Source organism: Exiguobacterium sp. s95 (genome assembly GCF_018618655.1).
Lineage (GTDB): Bacteria > Bacillota > Bacilli > Exiguobacteriales > Exiguobacteriaceae > Exiguobacterium_A > Exiguobacterium_A oxidotolerans.
The window spans coordinates 14414-37792 of the sequence record NZ_JACSMM010000013.1 but is presented as its reverse complement, the minus strand read 5'-3'; the positions used below and the strand labels follow the sequence as shown (position 1 = coordinate 37792).

Annotated in this window: 29 protein-coding genes and 1 other annotated feature; all 29 genes read left to right on the top strand. The window is 46.6% G+C overall.

The window, feature by feature from the left end; genetic code table 11:
- The first annotated feature begins 33 nt into the window (after nt 1–33).
- The 29 genes from rplA (at nt 34) to rplR (ending at nt 23367) form a co-directional block, all read left to right on the top strand.
- Nucleotides 34–720 carry a 50S ribosomal protein L1 gene (gene rplA / locus KNP99_RS14450; protein WP_029332250.1) on the top strand — a complete coding sequence of 229 codons (687 nt, stop codon included), beginning with the start codon at nt 34–36 and terminating at the stop codon, nt 718–720.
- Nucleotides 721–774: 54 nt separating this feature from the next.
- Nucleotides 775–929: a sequence feature (ribosomal protein L10 leader region), on the top strand.
- Nucleotides 930–979: 50 nt separating this feature from the next.
- Nucleotides 980–1486, top strand: a complete 507-nt coding sequence (rplJ, locus tag KNP99_RS14445) for a 50S ribosomal protein L10 (RefSeq protein WP_029332251.1) — start codon at nt 980–982, stop codon at nt 1484–1486.
- Nucleotides 1487–1562: 76 nt separating this feature from the next.
- A complete protein-coding gene (gene rplL, locus KNP99_RS14440) occupies nt 1563–1928 on the top strand; it encodes a 50S ribosomal protein L7/L12 (RefSeq protein WP_214767887.1) in 366 nt (121 codons plus the stop codon).
- 81 nt (nt 1929–2009) lie between these two features.
- Complete coding sequence (locus tag KNP99_RS14435; protein ID WP_088836004.1) at nt 2010–2606, top strand: class I SAM-dependent methyltransferase; 597 nt, start codon at nt 2010–2012, stop codon at nt 2604–2606.
- A 231-nt stretch (nt 2607–2837) separates the two neighbouring features.
- Nucleotides 2838–6395: a DNA-directed RNA polymerase subunit beta gene (gene rpoB, locus KNP99_RS14430; protein WP_088838389.1), complete on the top strand. Its 3558-nt coding sequence runs from the start codon at nt 2838–2840 to the stop codon at nt 6393–6395.
- A gap of 20 nt (nt 6396–6415) precedes the next feature.
- Nucleotides 6416–10015, top strand: coding sequence for a DNA-directed RNA polymerase subunit beta' (gene rpoC, locus KNP99_RS14425; protein ID WP_088836005.1), 3600 nt, complete (start codon nt 6416–6418; stop codon nt 10013–10015).
- Nucleotides 10016–10095: 80 nt separating this feature from the next.
- Nucleotides 10096–10347 (top strand): ribosomal L7Ae/L30e/S12e/Gadd45 family protein, encoded by a 252-nt coding sequence (locus KNP99_RS14420; protein WP_088836006.1) that lies wholly within the window; start codon nt 10096–10098, stop codon nt 10345–10347.
- Between the two features lie 125 nt (nt 10348–10472).
- Nucleotides 10473–10895 carry a 30S ribosomal protein S12 gene (gene rpsL, locus KNP99_RS14415; RefSeq protein WP_012369004.1) on the top strand — a complete coding sequence of 141 codons (423 nt, stop codon included), beginning with the start codon at nt 10473–10475 and terminating at the stop codon, nt 10893–10895.
- Nucleotides 10896–10944: 49 nt separating this feature from the next.
- Nucleotides 10945–11415 carry a 30S ribosomal protein S7 gene (rpsG, locus tag KNP99_RS14410; RefSeq protein WP_023466623.1) on the top strand — a complete coding sequence of 157 codons (471 nt, stop codon included), beginning with the start codon at nt 10945–10947 and terminating at the stop codon, nt 11413–11415.
- 124 nt (nt 11416–11539) lie between these two features.
- A complete protein-coding gene (gene fusA / locus KNP99_RS14405; RefSeq protein WP_029332256.1) occupies nt 11540–13618 on the top strand; it encodes an elongation factor G in 2079 nt (692 codons plus the stop codon).
- Nucleotides 13619–13735: 117 nt separating this feature from the next.
- A complete protein-coding gene (gene tuf, locus KNP99_RS14400; RefSeq protein WP_088836007.1) occupies nt 13736–14923 on the top strand; it encodes an elongation factor Tu in 1188 nt (395 codons plus the stop codon).
- A 316-nt stretch (nt 14924–15239) separates the two neighbouring features.
- On the top strand, nt 15240–15548 hold the full coding sequence (gene rpsJ, locus KNP99_RS14395; RefSeq protein WP_029332258.1) for a 30S ribosomal protein S10: 309 nt from the start codon (nt 15240–15242) through the stop codon (nt 15546–15548).
- A gap of 68 nt (nt 15549–15616) precedes the next feature.
- The gene (gene rplC, locus KNP99_RS14390) at nt 15617–16243 is read left to right on the top strand and encodes a 50S ribosomal protein L3 (protein ID WP_029332259.1); all 627 of its coding nucleotides are present in this window, start codon (nt 15617–15619) and stop codon (nt 16241–16243) included.
- 29 nt (nt 16244–16272) lie between these two features.
- Nucleotides 16273–16896: a 50S ribosomal protein L4 gene (rplD, locus tag KNP99_RS14385; protein ID WP_029332260.1), complete on the top strand. Its 624-nt coding sequence runs from the start codon at nt 16273–16275 to the stop codon at nt 16894–16896.
- Nucleotides 16896–17180 carry a 50S ribosomal protein L23 gene (rplW, locus tag KNP99_RS14380; RefSeq protein ID WP_029332261.1) on the top strand — a complete coding sequence of 95 codons (285 nt, stop codon included), beginning with the start codon at nt 16896–16898 and terminating at the stop codon, nt 17178–17180. The genes rplD and rplW overlap by 1 nt, the downstream gene beginning before the upstream one ends.
- A gap of 32 nt (nt 17181–17212) precedes the next feature.
- The gene (gene rplB / locus KNP99_RS14375) at nt 17213–18043 is read left to right on the top strand and encodes a 50S ribosomal protein L2 (RefSeq protein WP_029332262.1); all 831 of its coding nucleotides are present in this window, start codon (nt 17213–17215) and stop codon (nt 18041–18043) included.
- Nucleotides 18044–18106: 63 nt separating this feature from the next.
- On the top strand, nt 18107–18385 hold the full coding sequence (rpsS, locus tag KNP99_RS14370) for a 30S ribosomal protein S19 (protein ID WP_012369013.1): 279 nt from the start codon (nt 18107–18109) through the stop codon (nt 18383–18385).
- A gap of 20 nt (nt 18386–18405) precedes the next feature.
- Complete coding sequence (gene rplV, locus KNP99_RS14365) at nt 18406–18738, top strand: 50S ribosomal protein L22 (protein WP_029332264.1); 333 nt, start codon at nt 18406–18408, stop codon at nt 18736–18738.
- A 12-nt stretch (nt 18739–18750) separates the two neighbouring features.
- Nucleotides 18751–19407 carry a 30S ribosomal protein S3 gene (gene rpsC, locus KNP99_RS14360; protein ID WP_026834299.1) on the top strand — a complete coding sequence of 219 codons (657 nt, stop codon included), beginning with the start codon at nt 18751–18753 and terminating at the stop codon, nt 19405–19407.
- A gap of 33 nt (nt 19408–19440) precedes the next feature.
- On the top strand, nt 19441–19878 hold the full coding sequence (gene rplP / locus KNP99_RS14355; RefSeq protein ID WP_012369016.1) for a 50S ribosomal protein L16: 438 nt from the start codon (nt 19441–19443) through the stop codon (nt 19876–19878).
- Nucleotides 19865–20068, top strand: a complete 204-nt coding sequence (rpmC, locus tag KNP99_RS14350; protein ID WP_012369017.1) for a 50S ribosomal protein L29 — start codon at nt 19865–19867, stop codon at nt 20066–20068. Before rplP ends, rpmC begins: the two co-directional genes overlap by 14 nt.
- Nucleotides 20069–20099: 31 nt before the next feature.
- Nucleotides 20100–20363 (top strand): 30S ribosomal protein S17, encoded by a 264-nt coding sequence (rpsQ, locus tag KNP99_RS14345; protein ID WP_014969155.1) that lies wholly within the window; start codon nt 20100–20102, stop codon nt 20361–20363.
- Between the two features lie 48 nt (nt 20364–20411).
- Nucleotides 20412–20780: a 50S ribosomal protein L14 gene (gene rplN, locus KNP99_RS14340; RefSeq protein ID WP_012369019.1), complete on the top strand. Its 369-nt coding sequence runs from the start codon at nt 20412–20414 to the stop codon at nt 20778–20780.
- Between the two features lie 34 nt (nt 20781–20814).
- Nucleotides 20815–21126 (top strand): 50S ribosomal protein L24, encoded by a 312-nt coding sequence (gene rplX / locus KNP99_RS14335; RefSeq protein WP_029332265.1) that lies wholly within the window; start codon nt 20815–20817, stop codon nt 21124–21126.
- Nucleotides 21127–21157: 31 nt separating this feature from the next.
- Nucleotides 21158–21697 (top strand): 50S ribosomal protein L5, encoded by a 540-nt coding sequence (gene rplE / locus KNP99_RS14330; protein WP_029332266.1) that lies wholly within the window; start codon nt 21158–21160, stop codon nt 21695–21697.
- 14 nt (nt 21698–21711) lie between these two features.
- Nucleotides 21712–21981 carry a 30S ribosomal protein S14 gene (gene rpsN / locus KNP99_RS14325; protein WP_012369022.1) on the top strand — a complete coding sequence of 90 codons (270 nt, stop codon included), beginning with the start codon at nt 21712–21714 and terminating at the stop codon, nt 21979–21981.
- Nucleotides 21982–22012: 31 nt separating this feature from the next.
- Complete coding sequence (gene rpsH / locus KNP99_RS14320; protein ID WP_012369023.1) at nt 22013–22411, top strand: 30S ribosomal protein S8; 399 nt, start codon at nt 22013–22015, stop codon at nt 22409–22411.
- Between the two features lie 31 nt (nt 22412–22442).
- Complete coding sequence (gene rplF, locus KNP99_RS14315) at nt 22443–22979, top strand: 50S ribosomal protein L6 (protein WP_029332267.1); 537 nt, start codon at nt 22443–22445, stop codon at nt 22977–22979.
- 37 nt (nt 22980–23016) lie between these two features.
- Nucleotides 23017–23367: a 50S ribosomal protein L18 gene (gene rplR, locus KNP99_RS14310; protein ID WP_029332268.1), complete on the top strand. Its 351-nt coding sequence runs from the start codon at nt 23017–23019 to the stop codon at nt 23365–23367.
- The last annotated feature ends 12 nt before the right edge of the window (nt 23368–23379 follow it).

Sequence of the window (23379 nt, the reverse complement as noted above, 5' to 3'; positions counted from 1 at the left end):
ATTTTCCGCACAACCACAAAGGAGGAACCTAAAATGGGTAAGAAGTACAAAGAAGCTGCTAAACTTATCGATCGTACGGTTTCATACGAACTCGCTGAAGCTGTAGACTTAACTAAAAAGTCTGCAACAGCGAAATTCGATGAAACGATCGAACTTGCTGTTCGTCTCGGAGTCGATCCGAAGAAAGCAGATCAACAAATCCGTGGAGCAGTCGTATTGCCACACGGTACTGGTAAAACACAACGCGTTCTCGTCTTCGCGAAAGGTGAGAAATTGAAAGAAGCGGAAGCTGCTGGAGCAGATTACGCTGGTGATTCTGAGTATATCGCTAAAATCCAAAAAGGATGGTTCGACTTCGATGTTATCGTTGCGACACCTGACATGATGGGTGAAGTTGGTAAACTCGGTCGTGTTCTCGGACCTAAAGGCCTCATGCCTAACCCGAAAACAGGAACTGTTACATTTGACGTCACAAAAGCAATCAACGATATCAAAGCTGGTAAAGTTGAGTACCGTGTCGACAAATCAGGTAACATCCACGTTCCTGTCGGTAAAAAATCATTCGATAACGAGAAGTTGGTTGAAAACATCACTACCGTTATGGAAACTCTCGTAAAAGTTAAGCCTGCTACTGCTAAAGGTGTTTACCTTAAAAACATCGCGATCGCTTCTACAATGGGTCCTGGTGTTAAAGTATCTTCAGCTGACTTCGCGAAATAATTTCGTCTAAAACGAACTTGACAACGTTCTAAGAACGCTGTTACAGTATAAAACGTTGATATATTCGACATACCGTAGACAGAAGGTGCTCATCGATTGAGCTTAAACCCTTCCGAGGTGTTCTTGCTCAGAGAGCCTGTTTGTTCAGGTATCCTTTTTGACGATTACGCCTCCTCTGCCCTGCAGAAGGAGGCTTTTTATTTGAAATCGAGCAGCCCCTCGCGCCGGTACAATTTATTTACCAGGAGGTGCAACAGAAATGGCAAACGAAAAAGTTATCGCTGTCAAAGCGGATCTCGTATCTGAGATCGCTGAGAAAATGCAAGCGAGCGCTGGAACAATCGTCGTCGACTACCGTGGTCTCACAGTAGACGAAGTCACTGAACTTCGTAAACAACTCCGCGAAGCGGGTGTTGAATTCAAAGTTTACAAAAACGGTCTCCTTCGCCGCGCAGCAGTTCAAAGCAACCTTGAAGGTCTTGACGAAGTATTCACTGGTCCTAGTGCGATCGCATTCAGCAATGAAGACGTTATCGCGCCAGCTAAGATCTTGAACAACTTCTCTAAAGAACACAAGGCTCTCGAACTTAAAGGTGGTATCATCGAAGGCAAAGTCACTTCAGTAGAAGATGTCAAAGCCCTTGCAGAACTTCCATCACGCGAAGGTCTCCTTTCAATGCTCCTCAGCGTGCTTCAAGCGCCAATCCGCGGTCTCGCGGTGGCAACGAACGCAATCGCAGAGCAAAAAGAAGAACAATCTGCTTAATGTCCGCTTAGCGGGATAGGCAAACACACAATTTTTCAAACCCCAACGTGGGCTAAATCAAAGGAGGAAAACCATAATGGCTTTCAACAAAGAGCAATTTATCGAAGACCTCAAGGGCATGACTGTTCTTGAACTTAACGAACTCGTAAAAACAATCGAAGAAGAATTCGGCGTATCAGCAGCAGCTCCAGTAGCAGCAGCAGGTGCAGGCGCAGCAGCAGCTGAAGAGCAAACTGAATTCGACGTAATCCTTACTAACGCAGGTTCTGGTAAAATCAACGTCATCAAAGCAGTTCGCGAATTGACAGGCCTCGGTCTTAAAGAAGCGAAAGCACTCGTTGACGGAACTCCGGCTCCAGTTAAAGAAGGCGTTTCGAAAGAAGACGCTGACGCAATCAAAGCTAAGCTTGAAGAAGCTGGCGCAAGCGTAGAAGTTAAGTAATTTTCTTCTTCCGCAGACAAAAGAAGCTCGCTTTGCGGGCTTCTTTTGTTTTCATCTTTAATCAAGAGAGGGGAAGGAAACATGGCAGACCATTATTACACGAATGATCCCTCCTCAAAACGAGATCCGAAATCATGGGAGTTCGTCTTACGCGGCGAAACATTCCGCTTCACATCGGACCACGGTGTGTTCTCAAAAGGTGGCGTCGACTTTGGTTCGCGTCTATTGATTGAGGCATTCGTTGAGCCGGATGTACCGGGTGCGATTCTAGATGTCGGTTGCGGATATGGACCGATGGGGATTTCACTGGCAAAAGCGACCGGGCGTGACGCGAAACTCGTTGATGTTAACGAACGGGCACTTGAACTAGCGGCTGAAAATGCACGTGCGAATGGTGTTTCCGTGACGACCGGTGTAAGTGACGGGTATGTTGGCGTAGGTGATGAGACATTTGCAGCGATCGTGACGAATCCACCGATTCGGGCAGGAAAAGCAGTTGTTCATCGGATTTTACGTGAAGCTTATGATCACCTCGTAGTAGGGGGCGCCCTCTGGGTCGTCATTCAGAAAAAACAAGGGGGACCATCAGCGAAGAAACTGATGGAAGAAGTCTTCGGTTCTTGCGAGACAGTAACCCGCGATAAAGGGTATTCAATATTTAAATCAATTCGGTCTTGACAAATCGGGTGATTTGTCGTTGACCTTGTGTTGTGTCTATGATAGTATTATAAAATGCCATTGGAGTGATTTTTGGATAAGCAGGTTGAAAGTAGCTGGCGTTCTCGACTACAGATGATTGAGTAGACAAGACGTCGCTTTTTTGCGCTTATCGGTCAAAAAATGGCTTCAATGTTCGATATTACACCCGTCCTTCTCTAGAAGAAGAAGTGGGTCTGAGAGGTGAATCAGTTGACTGGTCAACTTGTTCAGTACGGTCGTCACCGTCAGAGAAGAAGCTATGCACGTATCAGCGAAGTATTAGAACTTCCAAATCTAATTGAGATTCAAACGAATTCATACGAATGGTTCCTACGGGAAGGTCTTCGTGAGATGTTTCATGACATTTCGCCGATTTCCGACTTCACAGGAAATCTCGTATTAGAATTCATCGATTACTCGCTCGGTGAGCCGAAGTATTCGATTGATGAATCGAAAGAACGCGACGTGACCTATTCGGCACCACTGCGCGTTAAAGTCCGTCTTCAAAACAAAGAGACGGGTGAATTGAAGGAACAAGAAGTCTTCATGGGTGACTTCCCGCTTATGACGGAGTCGGGAACATTCATTATTAATGGTGCGGAACGAGTTATCGTTTCTCAGCTTGTTCGTTCGCCAAGTGTGTATTACAACAATAAGTTAGATAAGAACGGTAAACGTGGATTCTCGGCAACGGTCATCCCGAACCGTGGAGCATGGCTCGAACTTGAGACAGATGCGAAAGATATCGTATATGTCCGAATCGACCGCACGCGTAAGATTCCTGTAACGGTTCTTTTACGTGCTCTTGGTTTCGGTACGGATCAGGAAATCATCGATCTCCTTGGAGATGATGAGTACCTCCGGAATTCGCTTGAAAAAGATAATACAGAATCAACGGAAAAAGCCCTCATCGAAATCTATGAGCGTCTACGCCCGGGTGAGCCACCGACAGTTGAAAATGCGAAAGCACTTCTCGTGTCACGGTTCTTCGACCCGAAACGTTACGACTTGGCAAACGTTGGTCGCTATAAAATCAATAAGAAGCTTCATCTGAAGAATCGTCTGTTCGGACAAAAGCTTGCGGAAACGCTCGTTGACCCTGAAACAGGTGAAGTAATCGCAGAAGCTGGAACGGTTCTTGACCGTCGTATGCTCGACAAAGTCTTGCCATTCCTTGAAGGATCTGTCGGTTACATCGAAGCGACGCCAACTGGCGGCGTAACACAAGGCGAAGCCTTCAACTTACAGTCGATCAAGGTGTTCGCACCGGACGATGCTGAAGGTGAACGCATCATCAATATCATCGGTAACGGTAACATCGATCGTGACATCAAGCACATTACGCCTGCTGACATGATTGCTGCAATCAACTACTTCTTCAACTTGTTGCATGAAGTAGGAACAACAGACGATATCGACCACCTCGGTAACCGTCGTCTCCGTTCTGTCGGTGAATTGCTCCAAAACCAGTTCCGTATTGGTCTTTCACGTATGGAACGTGTCGTTAAGGAACGTATGTCGATTCAAGATCAGAATGCGATCACGCCACAGGCATTGATCAACATTCGTCCTGTTATCGCGTCAATTAAAGAGTTCTTCGGTAGCTCACAGTTATCACAGTTCATGGACCAAACAAACCCGCTCGCTGAGTTGACGCACAAACGTCGTCTATCTGCTCTCGGACCCGGTGGTTTGACACGTGAGCGTGCTGGCTTTGAAGTTCGAGATGTTCACTACTCGCATTATTCCCGTATGTGTCCAATCGAAACGCCAGAGGGACCAAACATCGGTTTGATCAACTCACTGTCTTCGTTCGCGAAAGTCAATGAGTATGGTTTCATCGAAGCACCATACCGCCGTGTCAATCCGGAAACGGGTGTTGTCACGGATGAAATTCACTACATGACGGCAGACGAAGAAGATCTCTACGTCGTTGCGCAGGCAAACATGTTGTTGACGGAAGAGAAGACGTTCCAAGATACACACGTCCTCTCACGTTTCCGTGGACAAAACTTGTCTGTTGAGCCATCACGTGTCGATTACATGGATGTTTCTCCGAAACAGGTTGTTTCGGCAGCGACAGCATGTATTCCGTTCCTTGAGAACGATGACTCGAACCGTGCCCTCATGGGAGCAAACATGCAACGTCAGGCCGTACCACTTCTCGATCCAGAATCTCCGATTGTTGGAACTGGGATGGAGTACGTGTCTGCGAAAGACTCAGGAGCTGCCGTTGTTGCAAAACACTCTGGTATCGCTGAGCGCGTAACGGCTCGTGAAATCCTTGTCCGTCGTACGACGGAAGTCGATGGCAACATCGTTCAAGGTGAACTTGATCGTTATAAAATCCAAAAATTCATTCGTTCTAACCAAGGAACGTGCTATAACCAAAAACCAATCATCAAAGCAGGCGATCCTGTCGATAAAGGCGAGATTCTTGCAGATGGTCCATCAATGGACGGTGGGGAACTTGCGCTCGGTCGTAACGTACTCGTCGGTTTCATGACATGGGATGGTTACAACTACGAGGATGCCGTCATCATGAGCGAACGTCTTGTGAAAGATGATGTCTACACGTCGATCCACATTGAGGAATACGAATGTGAATCACGCGATACAAAACTCGGACCGGAAGAAATCACTCGTGATATTCCGAACGTCGGTGACGACGCCCTGAAAAACCTCGACGACCGCGGAATCATTCGTGTCGGTGCTGAAGTAAAAGATGGGGATATCTTAGTCGGTAAAGTTACACCTAAGGGCGTAACGGAATTGACAGCTGAAGAACGTCTGTTACATGCGATCTTCGGTGAAAAAGCACGTGAAGTGCGTGATACATCACTCCGTGTACCACACGGCGGCGACGGTATCATCCTTGACGTCAAAATCTTCGATCGTGATAACGGCGACGAACTATCTCCTGGTGTCAACCAGTTGATCCGTGCGTACATCGTTCAAAAACGTAAGATTCACGAAGGAGATAAAATGGCAGGTCGTCACGGTAACAAAGGTGTTATCTCACGTATCTTGCCAGAAGAAGACATGCCGTACATGCCAGACGGCACACCAATCGACATCATGTTGAACCCACTTGGTGTACCATCACGGATGAACATCGGGCAGTTGCTCGAGCTTCACCTTGGTATGGCTGCACGCCAACTCGGAATCAAAGTCGCATCACCGGTATTTGATGGTGCACGTGAGGAAGATGTTTGGGCAACGATTGAAGAAGCCGGTATGGATCGCGACGCGAAGACTGTTCTTTATGACGGTCGTTCGGGTGAAGCGTTTGATAACCGCATCTCGGTCGGTGTCATGTATATGATTAAACTCGCCCACATGGTCGATGATAAGCTTCACGCACGTTCGACGGGTCCTTACTCACTCGTTACGCAACAGCCGCTCGGTGGTAAAGCCCAGTTCGGTGGACAGCGTTTCGGAGAGATGGAAGTTTGGGCACTTGAAGCATATGGTGCCGCGTATACACTCCAAGAGATCTTAACGATCAAATCGGATGATACGATCGGTCGTGTTAAAGCGTATGAAGCGATCGTTAAAGGCGAAAATGTACCGCAACCGGGCGTACCGGAATCGTTCCGAGTTCTCATTAAAGAACTTCAATCACTTGGTATGGACGTTAAGATGATGTCTGCTGAGGACGAAGAGATCGAAATGAAGGACGACGACGAGGACAACATCCCGAACGCGACTCCAGCACTCGAAGAAGTTCAAGCGCCTGTCGCACCAGTTGTTACTGAAGAGGAATAAGCGAAAGGGAGGTCCACCCCTTGGTAGATGTTAATAGATTTGAATATATGAAAATCGGCCTCGCTTCCCCCGAAAAGATCCGTTCGTGGTCTTTCGGGGAAGTGAAAAAGCCGGAGACGATCAACTATCGTACGCTCAAGCCAGAGAAAGACGGCTTGTTCTGTGAACGGATTTTTGGTCCAACGAAAGACTGGGAATGTTACTGTGGGAAATACAAACGAATCCGTTATAAAGGAATCATTTGTGACCGCTGTGGCGTTGAAGTCACGAAGTCGAAAGTCCGTCGTGAGCGCATGGGTCACATCGAGCTCGCAGCACCGGTTTCGCACATTTGGTACTTCAAAGGAATCCCAAGTCGTATGGGTCTTGTCTTAGATATGTCACCACGTGCGCTCGAAGAGATCATTTACTTCGCATCGTACGTCGTTACAGATCCGGGCGAATCGACACTCGAGAAAAAACAACTCCTTTCAGAAAAAGAATACCGTGCATACCGTGAGAAATTCGGTAGCTCATTCACAGCTGAAATGGGTGCGGAAGCAGTTCGTAAATTGCTCCGCGACGTTGAACTCGAAAAAGAAGTAGCTGGTTTACGTGAAGACCTTCGAATGATTCAAGGACAACGTCGTACACGTGCGATCAAACGTCTTGAAGTCTTAGATGCTTTCCGCAACTCAGGCAACAACCCGGAATGGATGGTTCTCGAAGTATTGCCAGTCATCCCGCCGGAACTTCGTCCGATGGTCCAGCTTGATGGTGGACGTTTCGCGACATCAGATTTAAACGATTTATATCGTCGTGTTATCAACCGTAACAACCGTCTCAAGCGTCTTCTTGACCTTGGCGCTCCGAACATCATCGTTCAGAATGAAAAACGGATGTTACAAGAAGCGGTTGATGCCTTGATCGATAATGGTCGTCGTGGCCGTCCGGTCACTGGACCAGGTAACCGTCCATTAAAATCTCTTTCACATATGTTGAAAGGGAAACAAGGACGTTTCCGTCAAAACTTACTCGGTAAACGTGTCGACTACTCTGGTCGTTCGGTTATCGTCGTTGGTCCAAACTTGAAGATGTATCAATGTGGTCTTCCAAAAGAAATGGCCCTTGAGCTCTTCAAACCGTTTGTCATGAAAGAACTCGTCTCACGTGGTATCGCACCAAACATTAAGAGTGCGAAACGTAAAATCGAACGAGTTCAACCTGAAATCTGGGATGTACTTGAAGAAGTCATCCGCGAGCATCCGGTTCTCTTGAACCGTGCACCGACACTTCACCGTCTCGGTATTCAGGCGTTCGAACCAACACTTGTCGAGGGTCGCGCGATTCGTCTTCACCCGCTCGTATGTACGGCTTACAACGCCGATTTTGATGGTGACCAAATGGCGGTCCACGTACCACTTTCTGCAGAAGCACAAGCAGAAGCACGTCTTCTCATGCTCGCTGCACAAAACATCTTGAACCCGAAAGACGGTAAGCCTGTTGTTACACCATCGCAGGATATGGTCCTCGGTAACTACTACCTCACACTCGAACGCGAAAACGCGATCGGTGAAGGTAAAATCTTCTCGACTGTGAATGAAGCACTCATCGCCTACCAAAACGGGTATGTTCACTTCCATTCACGTGTTGCGATTCCTGCCGGCGTTCTTAAGAACCCGACGTTTACAGAGTCACAAAACGAGAAATTATTGGTTACGACTGTCGGTAAGTTGATCTTCAACGAGATCCTCCCAACGACTTTCCCATACTTGAATGAGCCAACAATGAGCAACTTACAGGAAGCAACGCCTGAGAAGTACTTCCTTGAAAATGGAACGGATGTTGCTGCTGAAATCAAGAACCGTCCAATCATTGAGCCATTCAAAAAAGGATTCCTTGGAAATGTCATCGCGGAAGTCTTCAAACGTTTCGAAACGACGGAGACGAGCCGTATGCTCGACCGCATGAAAAACCTTGGTTTCAAACACTCGACACGTGCCGGTATCACGGTTGGTATCTCGGATATCATCGTACTTCCGGATAAACAGGAAATCCTGGTCGAAGCACAAGATAACGTGGATCGCGTTATGAAATCGTACCGCCGTGGTCTCATCACGGAAGACGAGCGCTATGAGCGTGTCGTCAAGTCGTGGAACGACGCGAAGGATGAAATTCAGTCTCGTCTGATGAAATCCCTCAACCGTCTAAACCCGATCTTCATGATGAGTGACTCTGGTGCCCGTGGTAACGCGTCAAACTTTACGCAGCTTGCAGGGATGCGTGGACTCATGGCCGCTCCAAGTGGACGGATCATCGAGCTCCCGATCAAATCTTCGTTCCGTGAGGGTCTGACGGTTCAGGAATACTTCATCTCGACGCACGGTGCGCGTAAAGGTCTTGCCGATACAGCCTTGAAAACTGCCGATTCAGGTTACCTGACTCGTCGTCTCGTTGATGTAGCGCAAGATGTTATCATTCGTGAAGATGATTGTGGAACGGATCGTGGTATCCGTGTCATGGCTCTTCGCGAAGGAACGGAAGAAATCGAAAGTCTTTACGACCGACTCGTCGGACGTACGGCATTCGAAAAAGTCGTTCACCCGGAAACGGGAGAAGTTCTTGTTTCTGTTAACGAACTCATCGACGAAGATATCGCGCGTACAATTACGGACGCTGGTATCGACAACGTTGAAATTCGTACTGCCTTCACTTGTAACACGAGTCATGGTGTCTGTAAGAAATGTTACGGACGTAACCTTGCAACGGGTAACGATGTTGAAGTCGGTGAAGCAGTCGGAATCATTGCGGCACAATCAATCGGTGAGCCAGGAACGCAGCTTACAATGCGTACCTTCCACACAGGTGGGGTTGCCGGAGATGATATCACGCAAGGTCTTCCACGTATCCAAGAGTTGTTCGAGGCCCGTAACCCGAAAGGTCAAGCGGTCATCTCGGAAATCGACGGACAAGTCATCGACTTTACAGAGTCGCGTGACAAACGTGAATTGACGATTCAAGGTCTGAGCGAAACACGCACATACACGATTCCATTCGGATCGCGTCTACGTGTTCAACTCGGTGAAGAAGTCATTGCCGGTCAAGTGTTCACAGAAGGATCGATTGATCCGAAAGAACTCTTAAACGTTAAAGGTGTATCTGGTGTTCAGAACTACCTTCTTCAGGAAGTTCAAAAAGTATACCGGATGCAAGGAGTTGAAATCGGTGACAAGCACGTCGAGGTCATGGTTCGTCAAATGATCCGCCGCGTTCGCGTCATCGAGTCAGGTGAGACAACACTTCTCCCTGGTTCACTCGTTGATATCAGTACCTTTAAAGAAGCATGTAAAGAAGCGCTCCGTGCAGGAAAAGCACTCGCTTCCGCTAAACCAGTTCTCCTTGGTATTACAAAAGCATCGCTTGAGACAGACTCGTTCCTATCAGCTGCTTCGTTCCAGGAAACTACTCGTGTCCTTACGGATGCAGCAATCAAAGGGAAGAGCGACTACCTTCGCGGCTTGAAAGAGAACGTTATTATCGGTAAACTAGTTCCAGCTGGTACAGGAATGACACGTTACCGTCAAATCGGACTCGAAGTAGCTGGTGAAGCACCTGTAGAAGCAGATTCTCCTGTAGAATAAAACGCCTTGACACGTCGGTATGGCGGTGCTACTATGATATAGTGTTGCCAACCGGCCGTGTTATTTTGGAGGATATCTTCATGTCTTACAAAAAAGTAGTCGGCGCAGATTTGAAGTTTGTCGGTCAAAAGCAAACGCTCAAAGCATTGCGATCTGGCAAGGCGTCGGAAGTGATCATCGCGGATGACGCAGATGAACACGTAAAACAAGCATTGCTCGATGCGGCGAAACAAGCTAACGTTCCGGTTGTGAACGTGCCTTCTAAGCTTGAGCTTGGTAAGGTTTGTGGAATCGATGTCGCGGCAACTGCTGTTGCCATTAAGAAAGTTTGATAATACGTTTTGTGTGGCGATGGAATGCCTGAGCCACGCAAAACGTTTCATTATGACTTTCGATGAACCACCCGGCTCGGTGGTTTTGAAACTTGTCATGAATTCAGGAAGGGAGGATCTCAAAGATGCCTACTATCAATCAATTGGTCCGTAAAGGACGTCAATCAAAAGTTGTGAAATCAGATTCGCCAGCGCTGAACAAAGGGTACAACAGCTTCATTAAAGCTCGTACTGACATCAGCTCACCACAAAAACGTGGTGTTTGTACTCGTGTAGGTACAATGACTCCGAAGAAACCGAACTCGGCTCTTCGTAAGTACGCACGTGTACGCTTGACGAACACAATGGAAGTAACAGCTTACATCCCAGGTATCGGCCACAACTTACAAGAACACAGTGTTGTTCTTATTCGCGGAGGCCGCGTAAAAGACTTACCAGGGGTACGTTACCACATCGTTCGTGGTGCACTTGATACAGCTGGAGTTGACGGCCGTATGCAAGGTCGCTCGAAATATGGTACTAAACGTCCAAAAGCAGCAAAAAAATAATCTAGATATCTGAAGATATCACCTCACTATATGAAAGGAGGGACTCGGAATGCCACGTAAAGGTCAAGCAGAACGTCGTGATGTAATGGCTGATCCGATCTACAACTCTAAACTCGTTACCCGCCTTATCAACCGTCTTATGTTAGATGGTAAAAAAGGTACTGCTCAACAAATCTTATACAAAGCTTTCGAAACTATCGCTGAACGTTCAGGTCGCGATGCAATGGAAGTTTTTGAAGAGGCGATGAACAACATCATGCCAGTTCTTGAAGTAAAAGCACGCCGTGTAGGTGGAGCTAACTATCAAGTTCCTGTCGAAGTCCGCCCTGAGCGCCGTACGACACTCGCACTTCGTTACCTCGTGAACTACTCACGTCTCCGTAACGAGAAAACTATGGATGCTCGTCTTGCTAATGAAATCATGGACGCTGCAAACAACACTGGTGCTTCTGTTAAGAAGCGCGAAGATATGCACAAAATGGCGGAAGCGAACAAAGCGTTTGCTCACTACCGCTGGTAAATCCGGAATTAACCACCTCATCTATGCCATTTTGTATGGAAATATGAGGTGGCTTTCGGGTATAGTCATGACGTGTGGCAACGCACGTACACTAAATTAAAATGCGAAAGGAGAATGTTTAAAGATGGCAAGAGAATTCTCCCTTAAGAACACCCGTAATATCGGGATCATGGCCCACATCGATGCTGGTAAAACAACAACGACTGAGCGTATCCTCTATTACACGGGTCGTATCCACAAAATTGGTGAAACGCACGAAGGTGCTTCACAAATGGACTGGATGGAGCAAGAGCAAGAACGTGGAATCACGATTACATCGGCAGCAACAACTGCACAATGGAAAGGTAACCGCGTAAACATCATCGATACTCCTGGACACGTAGACTTCACTGTTGAAGTTGAACGTTCACTCCGTGTACTTGATGGTGCGGTTGCAGTACTTGATGCTCAGTCTGGTGTTGAGCCACAAACTGAGACAGTATGGCGCCAAGCTACAACTTACGGCGTACCACGTATCGTTTTCGTAAACAAAATGGATAAAATCGGTGCAGACTTCCTGTACTCGGTCGGAACGCTCCGCGATCGCCTTCAAGCGAACGCACACGCAATCCAAATTCCAATCGGCGCTGAAGATGAATTCAAAGGAATCATCGACCTCGTTGAAAAGAAAACATACATGTACGGTAACGACATCGGTACTGATATCGAAGTAACGGATGGTTTCCCTGCAGAATTCGCAGACGAAGCTGAAGAACTTCGTGCATCATTAATCGAAGCTGTTGCGGATTACGAAGAAGAAATGATGATGAAATACCTCGAGGGCGAGGAAATTTCAATCGAAGAGTTAAAAGCGGGTATCCGTAAAGCGACTCTTACAGTTGATTTCTACCCTGTACTCGTTGGTTCGGCATTCAAGAACAAAGGTGTCCAGCTTATGCTTGACGCAGTCCTTGACTACCTCCCATCACCAGTCGACGTAAAAGCAATCACAGGAATTAACATGGATACAGATGAAGAGATCGTTCGTGAGTCTACTGACGAAGCGCCATTCTCTGCACTTGCATTCAAAGTTATGACTGACCCGTATGTTGGTAAATTAACGTTCTTCCGTGTGTACTCTGGTACAGCTTCGGCAGGATCATACGTTAAGAACTCAACAAAAGGTAAACGTGAGCGTCTTGGACGTATCCTTCAAATGCACGCGAACAGCCGTGAGGAGATCCCAATGGTCTTCGCTGGTGACATCGCTGCAGCTGTAGGTCTTAAAGATACGACTACTGGTGATACGCTTTGTTCTGAGAAAGACAACGTCGTTCTCGAATCAATGACATTCCCAGAACCAGTTATCTCGGTCGCAATCGAACCAAAAACGAAAGCCGACCAAGATAAAATGGGTCAAGCACTTGCTAAGCTTGCTGAAGAGGATCCAACGTTCCGCACTGAAACAAACCCAGAGACTGGTCAAACGATCATCTCAGGTATGGGTGAGCTTCACCTCGACATCATCGTTGACCGTATGCGTCGCGAGTTCAAAGTCGAAGCTAACGTTGGTGCTCCACAAGTAGCTTACCGTGAAACGATTCGCCAAGCAGCGAAAATCGATTCTAAGTTCGCTCGTCAATCAGGTGGTCGTGGTCAGTATGGTCACGTCGTCGTAGAATTCGAGCCGAACGAAGAAGGTGCTGGCTTCGAGTTCAACAACAAAATCGTCGGTGGTGTTGTTCCGCGTGAATACATCCCAGCGGTTGAAAACGGAATCGAAGAAGCACTTCAAAACGGTATCCTTGCTGGTTATCCAGTAGTTGACGTTAAAGCAGCACTCGTTTTCGGTTCATACCACGATGTCGACTCAAACGAGATGGCATTTAAAATCGCGGCTTCAATGGCAGTCAAACAACTTAAAGATAAGAGCGGCGCTGTTATCCTTGAGCCAATGATGAAAGTTGAAATCGTCATCCCAGACGAATACATGGGAGACATCATGGGTGACGTTACGTCACGCCGTGGACGCGTTGAAGGTATGGAAGCTCGTGGGAACGCACAAGTCGTTCGCTCGATGATTCCACTTTCGGAAATGTTCGGATATGCAACAGGACTTCGTTCGCGCACACAAGGTCGCGGTACGTACTCAATGCACTTCGATCACTACGAAGAAGTACCGAAATCAGTTGCTGAAGAAATCATCAAAAAATCAAACGGCTAATCCTTCACAGGTTGTCACGATTATTTGATTAGTGTAAGCTAAGGAAGGTGTACGTTATTCGACGATTCACCTTCCTAGTTATAAAAAATTATTAGACACATAGAGGAGGAATTCAGAATGGGTAAAGAAAAATTCGACCGTTCTAAACCGCACGTTAACGTTGGTACAATTGGCCACGTCGACCACGGTAAAACAACTTTAACAGCAGCTATCTCAGCTGTACTTGCAAAATCACAAGGTAAAGCTGCAACTAAGTTTGACCAAATCGATGGTGCTCCAGAAGAGCGCGAGCGCGGTATCACTATCGCAACAGCTCACATCGAGTACGAAACAGAAAAACGCCACTATGCACACGTTGACTGCCCAGGTCACGCTGACTATGTTAAAAACATGATCACTGGTGCTGCACAAATGGACGGCGCGATCCTCGTTGTTTCTGCAACTGATGGTCCAATGCCACAAACACGTGAGCACATCTTGCTTTCACGTCAAGTAGGTGTTCCTTTCATCGTAGTATTCATGAACAAAGTCGACATGGTTGACGACGAAGAGCTTCTTGAACTCGTTGAAATGGAAATTCGCGAACTTCTTTCTGAGTATGACTTCCCAGGCGATGACCTCCCAGTTATCCAAGGATCTGCTCTCGGCGCGCTTAACGGCGAAGCTAAATGGGAAGAAAAAATCATGGAACTCATGACAGCTGTTGATGAGTACATCCCTGAGCCAACTCGCGACACTGAAAAAGACTTCATGATGCCAGTTGAGGATGTTTTCTCAATCACTGGTCGTGGTACAGTAGCTACTGGCCGCGTTGAGCGTGGAGTTCTTAAAGTCAACGACGAGATCGAAATCGTTGGTCTTCACGAAGAAACTAAAAAATCAGTATGTACTGGTGTAGAGATGTTCCGTAAGCTTCTTGACTATGCTGAAGCTGGCGACAACATCGGAGCTCTTCTTCGTGGTGTATCACGTGACGACATCGAGCGTGGACAAGTTCTCGCGAAACCAAACACAATCACACCGCACAAAACTTTCAAAGCGCAAGTTTACATCCTTTCAAAAGAAGAGGGTGGCCGTCACACGCCATTCTTCGGTAACTACCGTCCACAGTTCTACTTCCGTACAACTGACGTAACTGGTATGTGCCAACTTCCTGAAGGTACTGAAATGGTTATGCCTGGGGACAACATCGAATTGACTGTTGAACTCATCGCACCAATCGCTCTTGAAAAAGAAACTCGTTTCTCAATCCGTGAAGGTGGCCGTACAGTAGGCGCTGGATCAGTTACAGAAATCGTTGAGTAATTTTTAAGCAAAAAGGTCTTCCGTCTCCCGTGACGGAAGACCTTTTTTTGTTTTCTGAAAAACAGTCTTGCAACATGGTCAGACATCTTATATACTGAGGAAAGTGTTTGTGCGAGTGGTGAGAGACTTGAAAACAAGTTCTAATTTATTTTGCTTGCATTCTTGCTTGGAATTAAGTAAACTAGAATATGTTGGTCACAAACACAACGCGATGAAGCGGGAGGTTATGACACACCAGGCGGCATTGCCATGGCTAGTGTGGAAATTTCCGCGGAGAATGTCTATTTACGAAATAGGCGAAAAGGAGGGAAACAACATGGCAAATGAAAAAATTCGGATCCGTTTGAAAGCATACGATCACCGCGTGCTTGATCAATCGGCTGAGAAGATTGTCGACACAGCAAAACGTTCTGGTGCTACTGTATCTGGACCGATCCCACTCCCAACGGAGAAAGCGATCTACACAGTACTTCGTGCCGTTCACAAGTACAAAGATGCTCGTGAGCAGTTCGAAATGCGTACACACAAACGTTTGATCGACATCGTTAACCCAACACCGAAAACAGTTGATGCGCTTATGCGTCTTGAACTTCCGTCGGGCGTTGACATTGAAATCAAACTTTAATTTTTCTTCTATAAATAGTTGATACTAGCCAGAAGATCAAAATCATTCAATATTAGGAGGTGTATCTCATGGCTAAAGGAATCTTAGGAACTAAACTCGGTATGACACAAATCTTCAACGAGTCAGGCGAAGTAGTACCAGTTACTGTCGTTTCAGTAGAAGGTAACGTTGTTCTTCAATTGAAGACAATGGAAGTGGACGGTTACGAAGCAGTCCAACTCGGCTTTGGTGATATCAAAGAAGGTCGTCAAAACAAACCGCAAAAAGGTCACGCTGCGAAAGCAAGTGCGACACCTAAGCGCTTCATTAAAGAAATCCGTACATCTGTAACAGATTTCGAAATCGGTCAAGAGATTAAAGCAGATACTTTCGCTGCAGGCGAAATGGTTGATGTAACAGGTACGTCGAAAGGTAAAGGTTTCGCTGGAGCAATCAAGCGTCACAACCAATCACGTGGTCCAATGGCTCACGGTTCGCGTTACCACCGTCGCCCAGGTTCAATGGGTCCTGTCGCTCCAAACCGTGTATTCAAAGGGAAATTGCTCCCAGGACGCATGGGTGGAGAACAAATCACTGTTCAAAACCTTGAAATCGTAAAAGTTGATGTAGAACGTGGCTTACTCCTCGTCAAGGGTGCTATCCCAGGCGCACGTAAGAGCCAAGTTGTCGTCAAAACTGCGGTTAAAGGCAACTAATCCGTTTGCAAGGAAAGGAGGAATAACGAATGCCTAAAGTAGCTTTGCTTAACCAAACAGGTACACAAGTTGGAGATATTGAGCTCGCAGATGCCGTTTTCGGAATCGAGCCAAACGAAGCAGTCGTATACGATGCAATCGTCATGCAACAAGCTTCACGTCGCCAAGGTACACATGATACAAAAGGTCGCTCGGAAGTTCGCGGTGGCGGCCGTAAACCATGGAAACAAAAAGGTACTGGTCGTGCACGCCAAGGTTCGATCCGTTCGCCACAATGGGTTGGCGGTGGAACAGTCTTCGGTCCAACACCACGTTCGTACGCTTATAAACTTCCTAAAAAGGTTCGTCGTCTCGCATTACGTTCAGCACTTTCTTCGAAAGTCGCTAACAACGAGTTCATCGTTCTTGAAGGTTTGACAATCGATGCTCCGAAAACAAAAGATATGATTTCGGTCTTCGCTGCTCTTTCAATCGAACGTAAAGTTCTTGTCGTTACTGCTGATTACAACGAGACAGTCGTTCTTTCAACACGCAACATTCCTGGTGTCACAGTCGTTGACGCTGCTGGAGTAAACGTCCTTGATCTTGTCGGACACGACAAAGTCATCTTCACGAAGGATGCAGTTGCGAGAGTAGAGGAGGTGCTTGCATAATGGCACATACACACGACATTATCAAACGTCCTGTAATTACTGAACGCTCAGTGAACCAAATGGCTGAGAAAAAGTACACGTTCGAAGTAGACGTGAAGGCATCTAAGACTCAAATCAAAGATGCTGTTGAAGCGATCTTCGGCGTTAAAGTTGAAAAAATCAACACACTTATCTCAAAACCAAAAGCAAAACGCGTAGGTCGTCACGCTGGTTACACAGCACGCCGCAAAAAAGCGGTCGTCACGCTTACTGCAGATAGCAAAGAACTCGATTACCTCGGTTAATCGGTACTCTGTAGAAAAGGAGGGAACTCTCGATGGGAATTAAAAAGTTTAAACCGACCACTAACGGTCGTCGTAACATGACTGCACTCGACTTTGCTGAAATTACGGCTTCACGTCCTGAAAAATCGTTAACTGAAAAGCTTTCGAAAAAGGGCGGACGTAACAACCAAGGTCGCTTGACAGTACGTCACCAAGGTGGCGGACACAAACGTAAATACCGTATCATCGATTTCAAACGTAACAAGGATGGCATCGCTGGCCGTATCGCTACAATCGAGTACGATCCGAACCGCTCTGCAAACATCGCTCTTGTACACTACATCGATGGTGAAAAACGCTACATCCTCGCACCTAAAGGATTGAAAGTTGACATGCAAATCATGTCAGGAGCAGAAGCTGACATTAAAGTCGGTAACGCTCTTCCACTTGTAAACATCCCAGTTGGTACGTTGATCCACAACATCGAACTTAAGCCTGGTAAAGGTGGTCAGCTCGTTCGTTCAGCTGGTACTTCTGCTCAGCTTCTCGGTAAAGATGGTAAATACGCGATTGTTCGTCTTCAATCAGGCGAAACACGTATGATCCTTGCTACTTGCCGTGCTACAATCGGCGCTGTCGGTAATGAAGAGCATGAGCTCGTCAATATCGGTAAAGCTGGTCGTTCACGCTGGCTCGGAAAACGTCCTACAGTTCGTGGTTCTGTAATGAACCCAGTTGATCACCCACACGGTGGTGGTGAAGGACGTGCTCCAATCGGTCGTTCGGGCCCACTTACTCCTTGGGGTAAACCGGCACTCGGATACAAAACTCGTAAGAAAAACAAAGCGAGCGATAAATACATCGTCCGCCGTTCTAAAAAATAATTACGTGATTTCTGAACGGTTCGTAGGAACCGTTCCTGAATCATGCCAAAGGGAGGTACAACTATGGGTCGCAGCTTGAAAAAAGGTCCATTTGCAGATCACCATTTGCTCGCTAAGGTTGATAAAGCCAACGAAGCTGGTGACAAGCATGTTATCAAAACTTGGTCACGCCGCTCGACAATCTTCCCAGAGTTCATCGGTCACACGATCGCTGTCTACGATGGTCGTAAACACGTACCGGTTTACGTGACAGAAGATATGGTCGGTCACAAACTTGGTGAATTCGCGCCAACTCGTTCTTATAAAGGACATGCTGGTAACGATAAGAAGACGAAACGTTAATCTGAGGGGAGGTACTCATTATGCAATCAAAAGCATCGGCTAATATGGTTCGCATTGCTCCTCGTAAGGCACGTCTCGTAGTAGACTTAATCCGCGGGAAGCAAATCGGCGAAGCTCTTTCGATTCTTGCTTACACGAACAAGGCAGCAACGCCAATCGTTGAAAAAGCATTGAAATCGGCAATCGCGAACGCTGAGCACAACTTCGACATGAACATCGAAAACCTCGTAGTAACAGAGGCTTACGTCAACGAAGGTCCAACGCTCAAACGTTTCCGCCCACGTGCAATGGGTCGCGCAAGCCGTATCAACAAACGTACGAGCCACGTTCACATCGTGGTATCTGAAAAATAAGGAGGGATTACCGTGGGTCAGAAGATTAACCCAACTGGTCTTCGCGTAGGTATCATCAAAGACTGGGAATCACGTTGGTTCGCAGATAAAGACTATGCTGATCTCCTTCATGAAGACTACGTAGTTCGTGAATATATCGAAAAACGTCTTAAAGACGCTAGTGTTTCTAAAATTGAAATCGAGCGCGCTGCAAACCGCTTGAACATTTCACTTCACACTGCTAAACCTGGTATGGTTATCGGTAAAGGCGGTTCTGAAATCGAAACACTTCGTACAGACATCACTAACCTTGCAAAAGGCAAACGCGTTCACGTTAACGTCGTTGAAGTGAAAAACCCGGATGCAGTTGCTAAACTTGTCGCTGAAAACATCGCTCGCCAACTTGAAGGCCGCGTATCTTTCCGTCGTGCAATGAAGCAATCAATCCAACGTTCTATGCGTTCAGGTATCAAAGGAATCAAGACTGAAGTTTCTGGTCGTCTTGGTGGCGCTGATATCGCTCGTTCAGAGAAGTATTCAGAAGGAACAGTTCCACTTCATACACTCCGTGCAGACATCGATTACGGTACTGCTGAAGCTGATACAACTTACGGCAAAATTGGCGTAAAAGTATGGCTCCACCACGGTGAAGTGCTTCCTACTAAAAAAGCAGCATCTAACGAACAATAATCCACATCCGTCTAGGGAAGGAGGCAACACAACATGTTGTTACCAAAACGTGTAAAATATCGTCGTGTTCACCGCGGCAACATGCGTGGTAAAGCGAAACGTGGTACTACAGTACACTTCGGCGAGTTCGGTATCCAAGCTCAAGAAGCTAGCTGGATCACTAGCCGTCAAATCGAATCAGCGCGTATCGCGATGACTCGTTATATGAAACGTGGTGGTAAAGTGTGGATCAAGATTTTCCCACATAAACCATACACTAAAAAACCTCTTGAAGTCCGAATGGGTTCAGGTAAAGGTGCTCCGGAGGGCTGGGTTGCAGTCGTTAAACCGGGGAAAGTAATGTTCGAAATCGCAGGAGTATCGGAAGAGATCGCACGCGAAGCTCTCCGTCTTGCATCACACAAACTTCCAGTAAAATGTAAGTTCGTAAAACGTGAAGAAAATGGTGGTGATACGAATGAAAGCAACTGATCTCCGTCAGCAAACTACAGAAGAGCTCAACGGTAAAGTCGGTTCGTGGAAAGAAGAGTTGTTCAACCTTCGTTTCCAACTCGCGACTGGTCAGCTTGAGAACCCTGCTCGTATCCGTGAAGTGCGCAAGTCGATTGCACGCGCGAAAACCGTTCTTCGTGAACGCGAACTCGGCATCAACAACGCATAATTCACTCGGATTCTGAGAGGAGGAACACTCAATGGAACGCACTAACAACCGCAAAGTATTAACTGGACGCGTCGTATCTGACAAAATGGATAAAACGATCGTTGTTTCAGTTGAGACTAAAGTAAAGCACAAGCTCTACGGCAAACGCGTAAACTACTCTAAGAAGTATAAAACGCATGATGAAAGCAACACAGCTAAAATCGGTGATGTTGTACGCATTCAAGAAACACGTCCACTTTCTAAGGACAAACGTTTCCGTCTCGTAGAAGTCGTCGAAAAAGCAGTAATCATCTAAACTCTAATTAGTTCGGATGAATAAACATCCGGAGGGAGGTACAATCGTATGATTCAACAAGAATCTCGCTTGAAAGTAGCAGACAACTCAGGAGCTCGTGAAGTCTTGACGATCAAAGTCCTCGGTGGATCTGGTCGCAAAACTGCTAACATCGGTGACGTAATTGTTTGCACAGTTAAACAAGCAACACCAGGTGGCGTTGTCAAAAAAGGTGAAGTTGTACGCGCAGTAGTCGTTCGTACTAAACGTGGCGTTCGTCGTAAAGACGGTTCGTACATCCGTTTTGACGAAAATGCAGCAGTCATCATCAAAGATGATAAAAGCCCACGTGGCACACGTATCTTCGGACCAGTCGCACGCGAACTTCGTGAAAAAGACTTCATGAAGATCGTCTCGTTGGCACCGGAAGTACTTTAATTCCAAAGAATTCCTACAAGGAGGTGCTCTAACGATGCATGTCAAAAAAGGTGATAAAGTTCAGGTTATGACTGGTAAAGATAAAGGCAAACAAGGCGTTATTCTTACTGCTATGCCTAAAAAAGATCGCGTTATCGTCGAAGGCGTTAACATGATCAAAAAACACACAAAACCTTCTCAACTTAACCCGCAAGGCGGAATTGTCGAGAAAGAAGCACCGATTCACGTATCGAACGTTATGCTCATCGACCCTAAGACAGGAACTCCAACACGCGTTGGTTTCACTGTGGTTGACGGCAAGAAAGTACGTATCGCTAAAAAATCGGGCGAAGCTTTAGATAAATAAGAAGATTTAAAGAAAGGAGGTCCACTTTCTGATGAACCGTTTAAAAGCTAAATACCAAGACGAAATCGTCAAAGTAATGATGGAGAAATTCAACTATACTTCTGTAATGCAAGCGCCGAAAGTCGATAAGATCGTAATCAACATGGGTGTTGGTGACGCTGTTACGAACACGAAAGCACTTGACATGGCAGTAGAAGAGCTTCAGCTCCTCACTGGTCAGAAGCCACTCATCACGAAAGCTAAGAAATCAATCGCTGGTTTCAAACTTCGTGAAGGTATGCCAATCGGTGCGAAGGTTACACTTCGCGGAGAGCGCATGTTCGAATTCCTCGACAAGTTGATCAACGTGTCACTTCCACGTGTACGTGACTTCCGTGGTGTATCGAAGAAATCATTCGATGGCCGTGGTAACTACACGCTAGGCGTGAAGGAACAATTGATCTTCCCAGAGATCGACTACGATCGCGTATCTAAAGTCCGTGGTATGGACATCGTTATCGTAACTACTGCTAATACGGATGAAGAGTCTCGTGAGCTTCTCACAGCACTCGGCATGCCATTCCAAAAATAAGGGAGGCCGCACACATGGCTAAGAAATCAATGATCGCACGTGAAGTAAAACGCCAAGCACTCGTAGAGCGCTACGCTGAACAACGCGCAGAATTGAAAGCACAAGGCGACTACATCGGCTTGAGCAAACTCCCACGTAACTCTTCAGCGGTTCGTTTACACAACCGTTGCAGTATCACTGGCCGTCCACACGGTTACATTGGTAAATTCGGTATCAGCCGTATTAAGTTCCGTGATCTTGCTCATAAAGGTCAAATCCCTGGTGTTAAAAAAGCAAGCTGGTAATTCATTAAAGTTGTGAAAGGAGGTACATCGCATGGTTATGACAGATCCGATTGCAGATATGCTTACACGCATTCGTAATGCAAACATGGTTCGCCATGAGAAGTTGGAAATGCCAGCTTCTACAATCAAACGTGAAGTCGCTGAAATCCTCAAACGTGAAGGTTTCATCCGCGATGTTGAATATCTCGAGGACAGCAAACAAGGTACGCTCCGCGTATTCCTTAAGTATGGCGCAAGCAACGAACGCGTTATCACTGGACTCAAACGTATCTCGAAACCAGGTCTTCGCGTTTACGCGAAAGCTGATGAAATCCCGAAAGTACTCGGTGGTCTCGGAATCGCTATCGTTTCAACATCTAAAGGTGTTATGACAGACAAAGAAGCTCGCCAACAAAAAGTCGGCGGCGAAGTGATCGCATACATCTGGTAATTCACGCATAAAAAGAACGGAGGTGTCTTAAATGTCACGTATTGGTAAAAAGCCGGTCGTTATCCCAGCAGGCGTTACAGTAACAGTTGAAAACAGCACAGTTACAGTAAAAGGTCCTAAAGGTGAACTCACACGTGAGTTCAACCCGACTATGGCTATCAACGTAGAAGGTAATGAATTGACTGTCGTTCGTCCAAACGACGAAAAGGCTAACCGTACAATTCACGGAACGACTCGTGCGCTTATCGCGAACATGGTCGAAGGTGTAAACAACGGTTTTGCTAAGACACTTGATATCCAAGGTGTTGGTTACCGTGCTCAAAAGCAAGGTAACAAAATCGTACTCAACCTCGGTTACTCACACCCAATCGAGTACACTCCGGAACAAGGCATTGAAGTCGAAGTTCCTACGAATACGCAAATCATCATCCGCGGAATCAACAAAGAGCGTGTTGGACACGTTGCTGCATTGATTCGTTCGTACCGTCAACCTGAGCCGTACAAAGGTAAAGGAATTCGTTACAGTGATGAAGTCGTTCGTCGTAAAGAAGGTAAAACAGGTAAGTAATTCGTTGATACGAATTGACCGGAAAGGAGTGGCATAAATGATCTCAAAGGCAGACAAAAACGCTACGCGTAAAAAGCGTCATGGTCGTGTACGTCGTACAATCATCGGGACTGCAACACGTCCACGCATGAACGTATTCCGTTCGAACAAGAACATTTACGTACAAGTCATTGACGATGCAACACATGCAACACTCGCATCTGCATCATCACTCGATCTTGAAAAAGGCAACACAGCTGACGCTGCAACAGCAGTCGGTAAGCTCGCAGCTGAACGCGCTCTTGAAAAAGGTATTGAAACAGTCGTTTTCGACCGTGGAGGATATCTCTATCATGGACGTATCAAAGCTGTAGCTGAAGCAGCTCGTGAAGCTGGTCTCAAATTCTAATAGAAAAGGAGG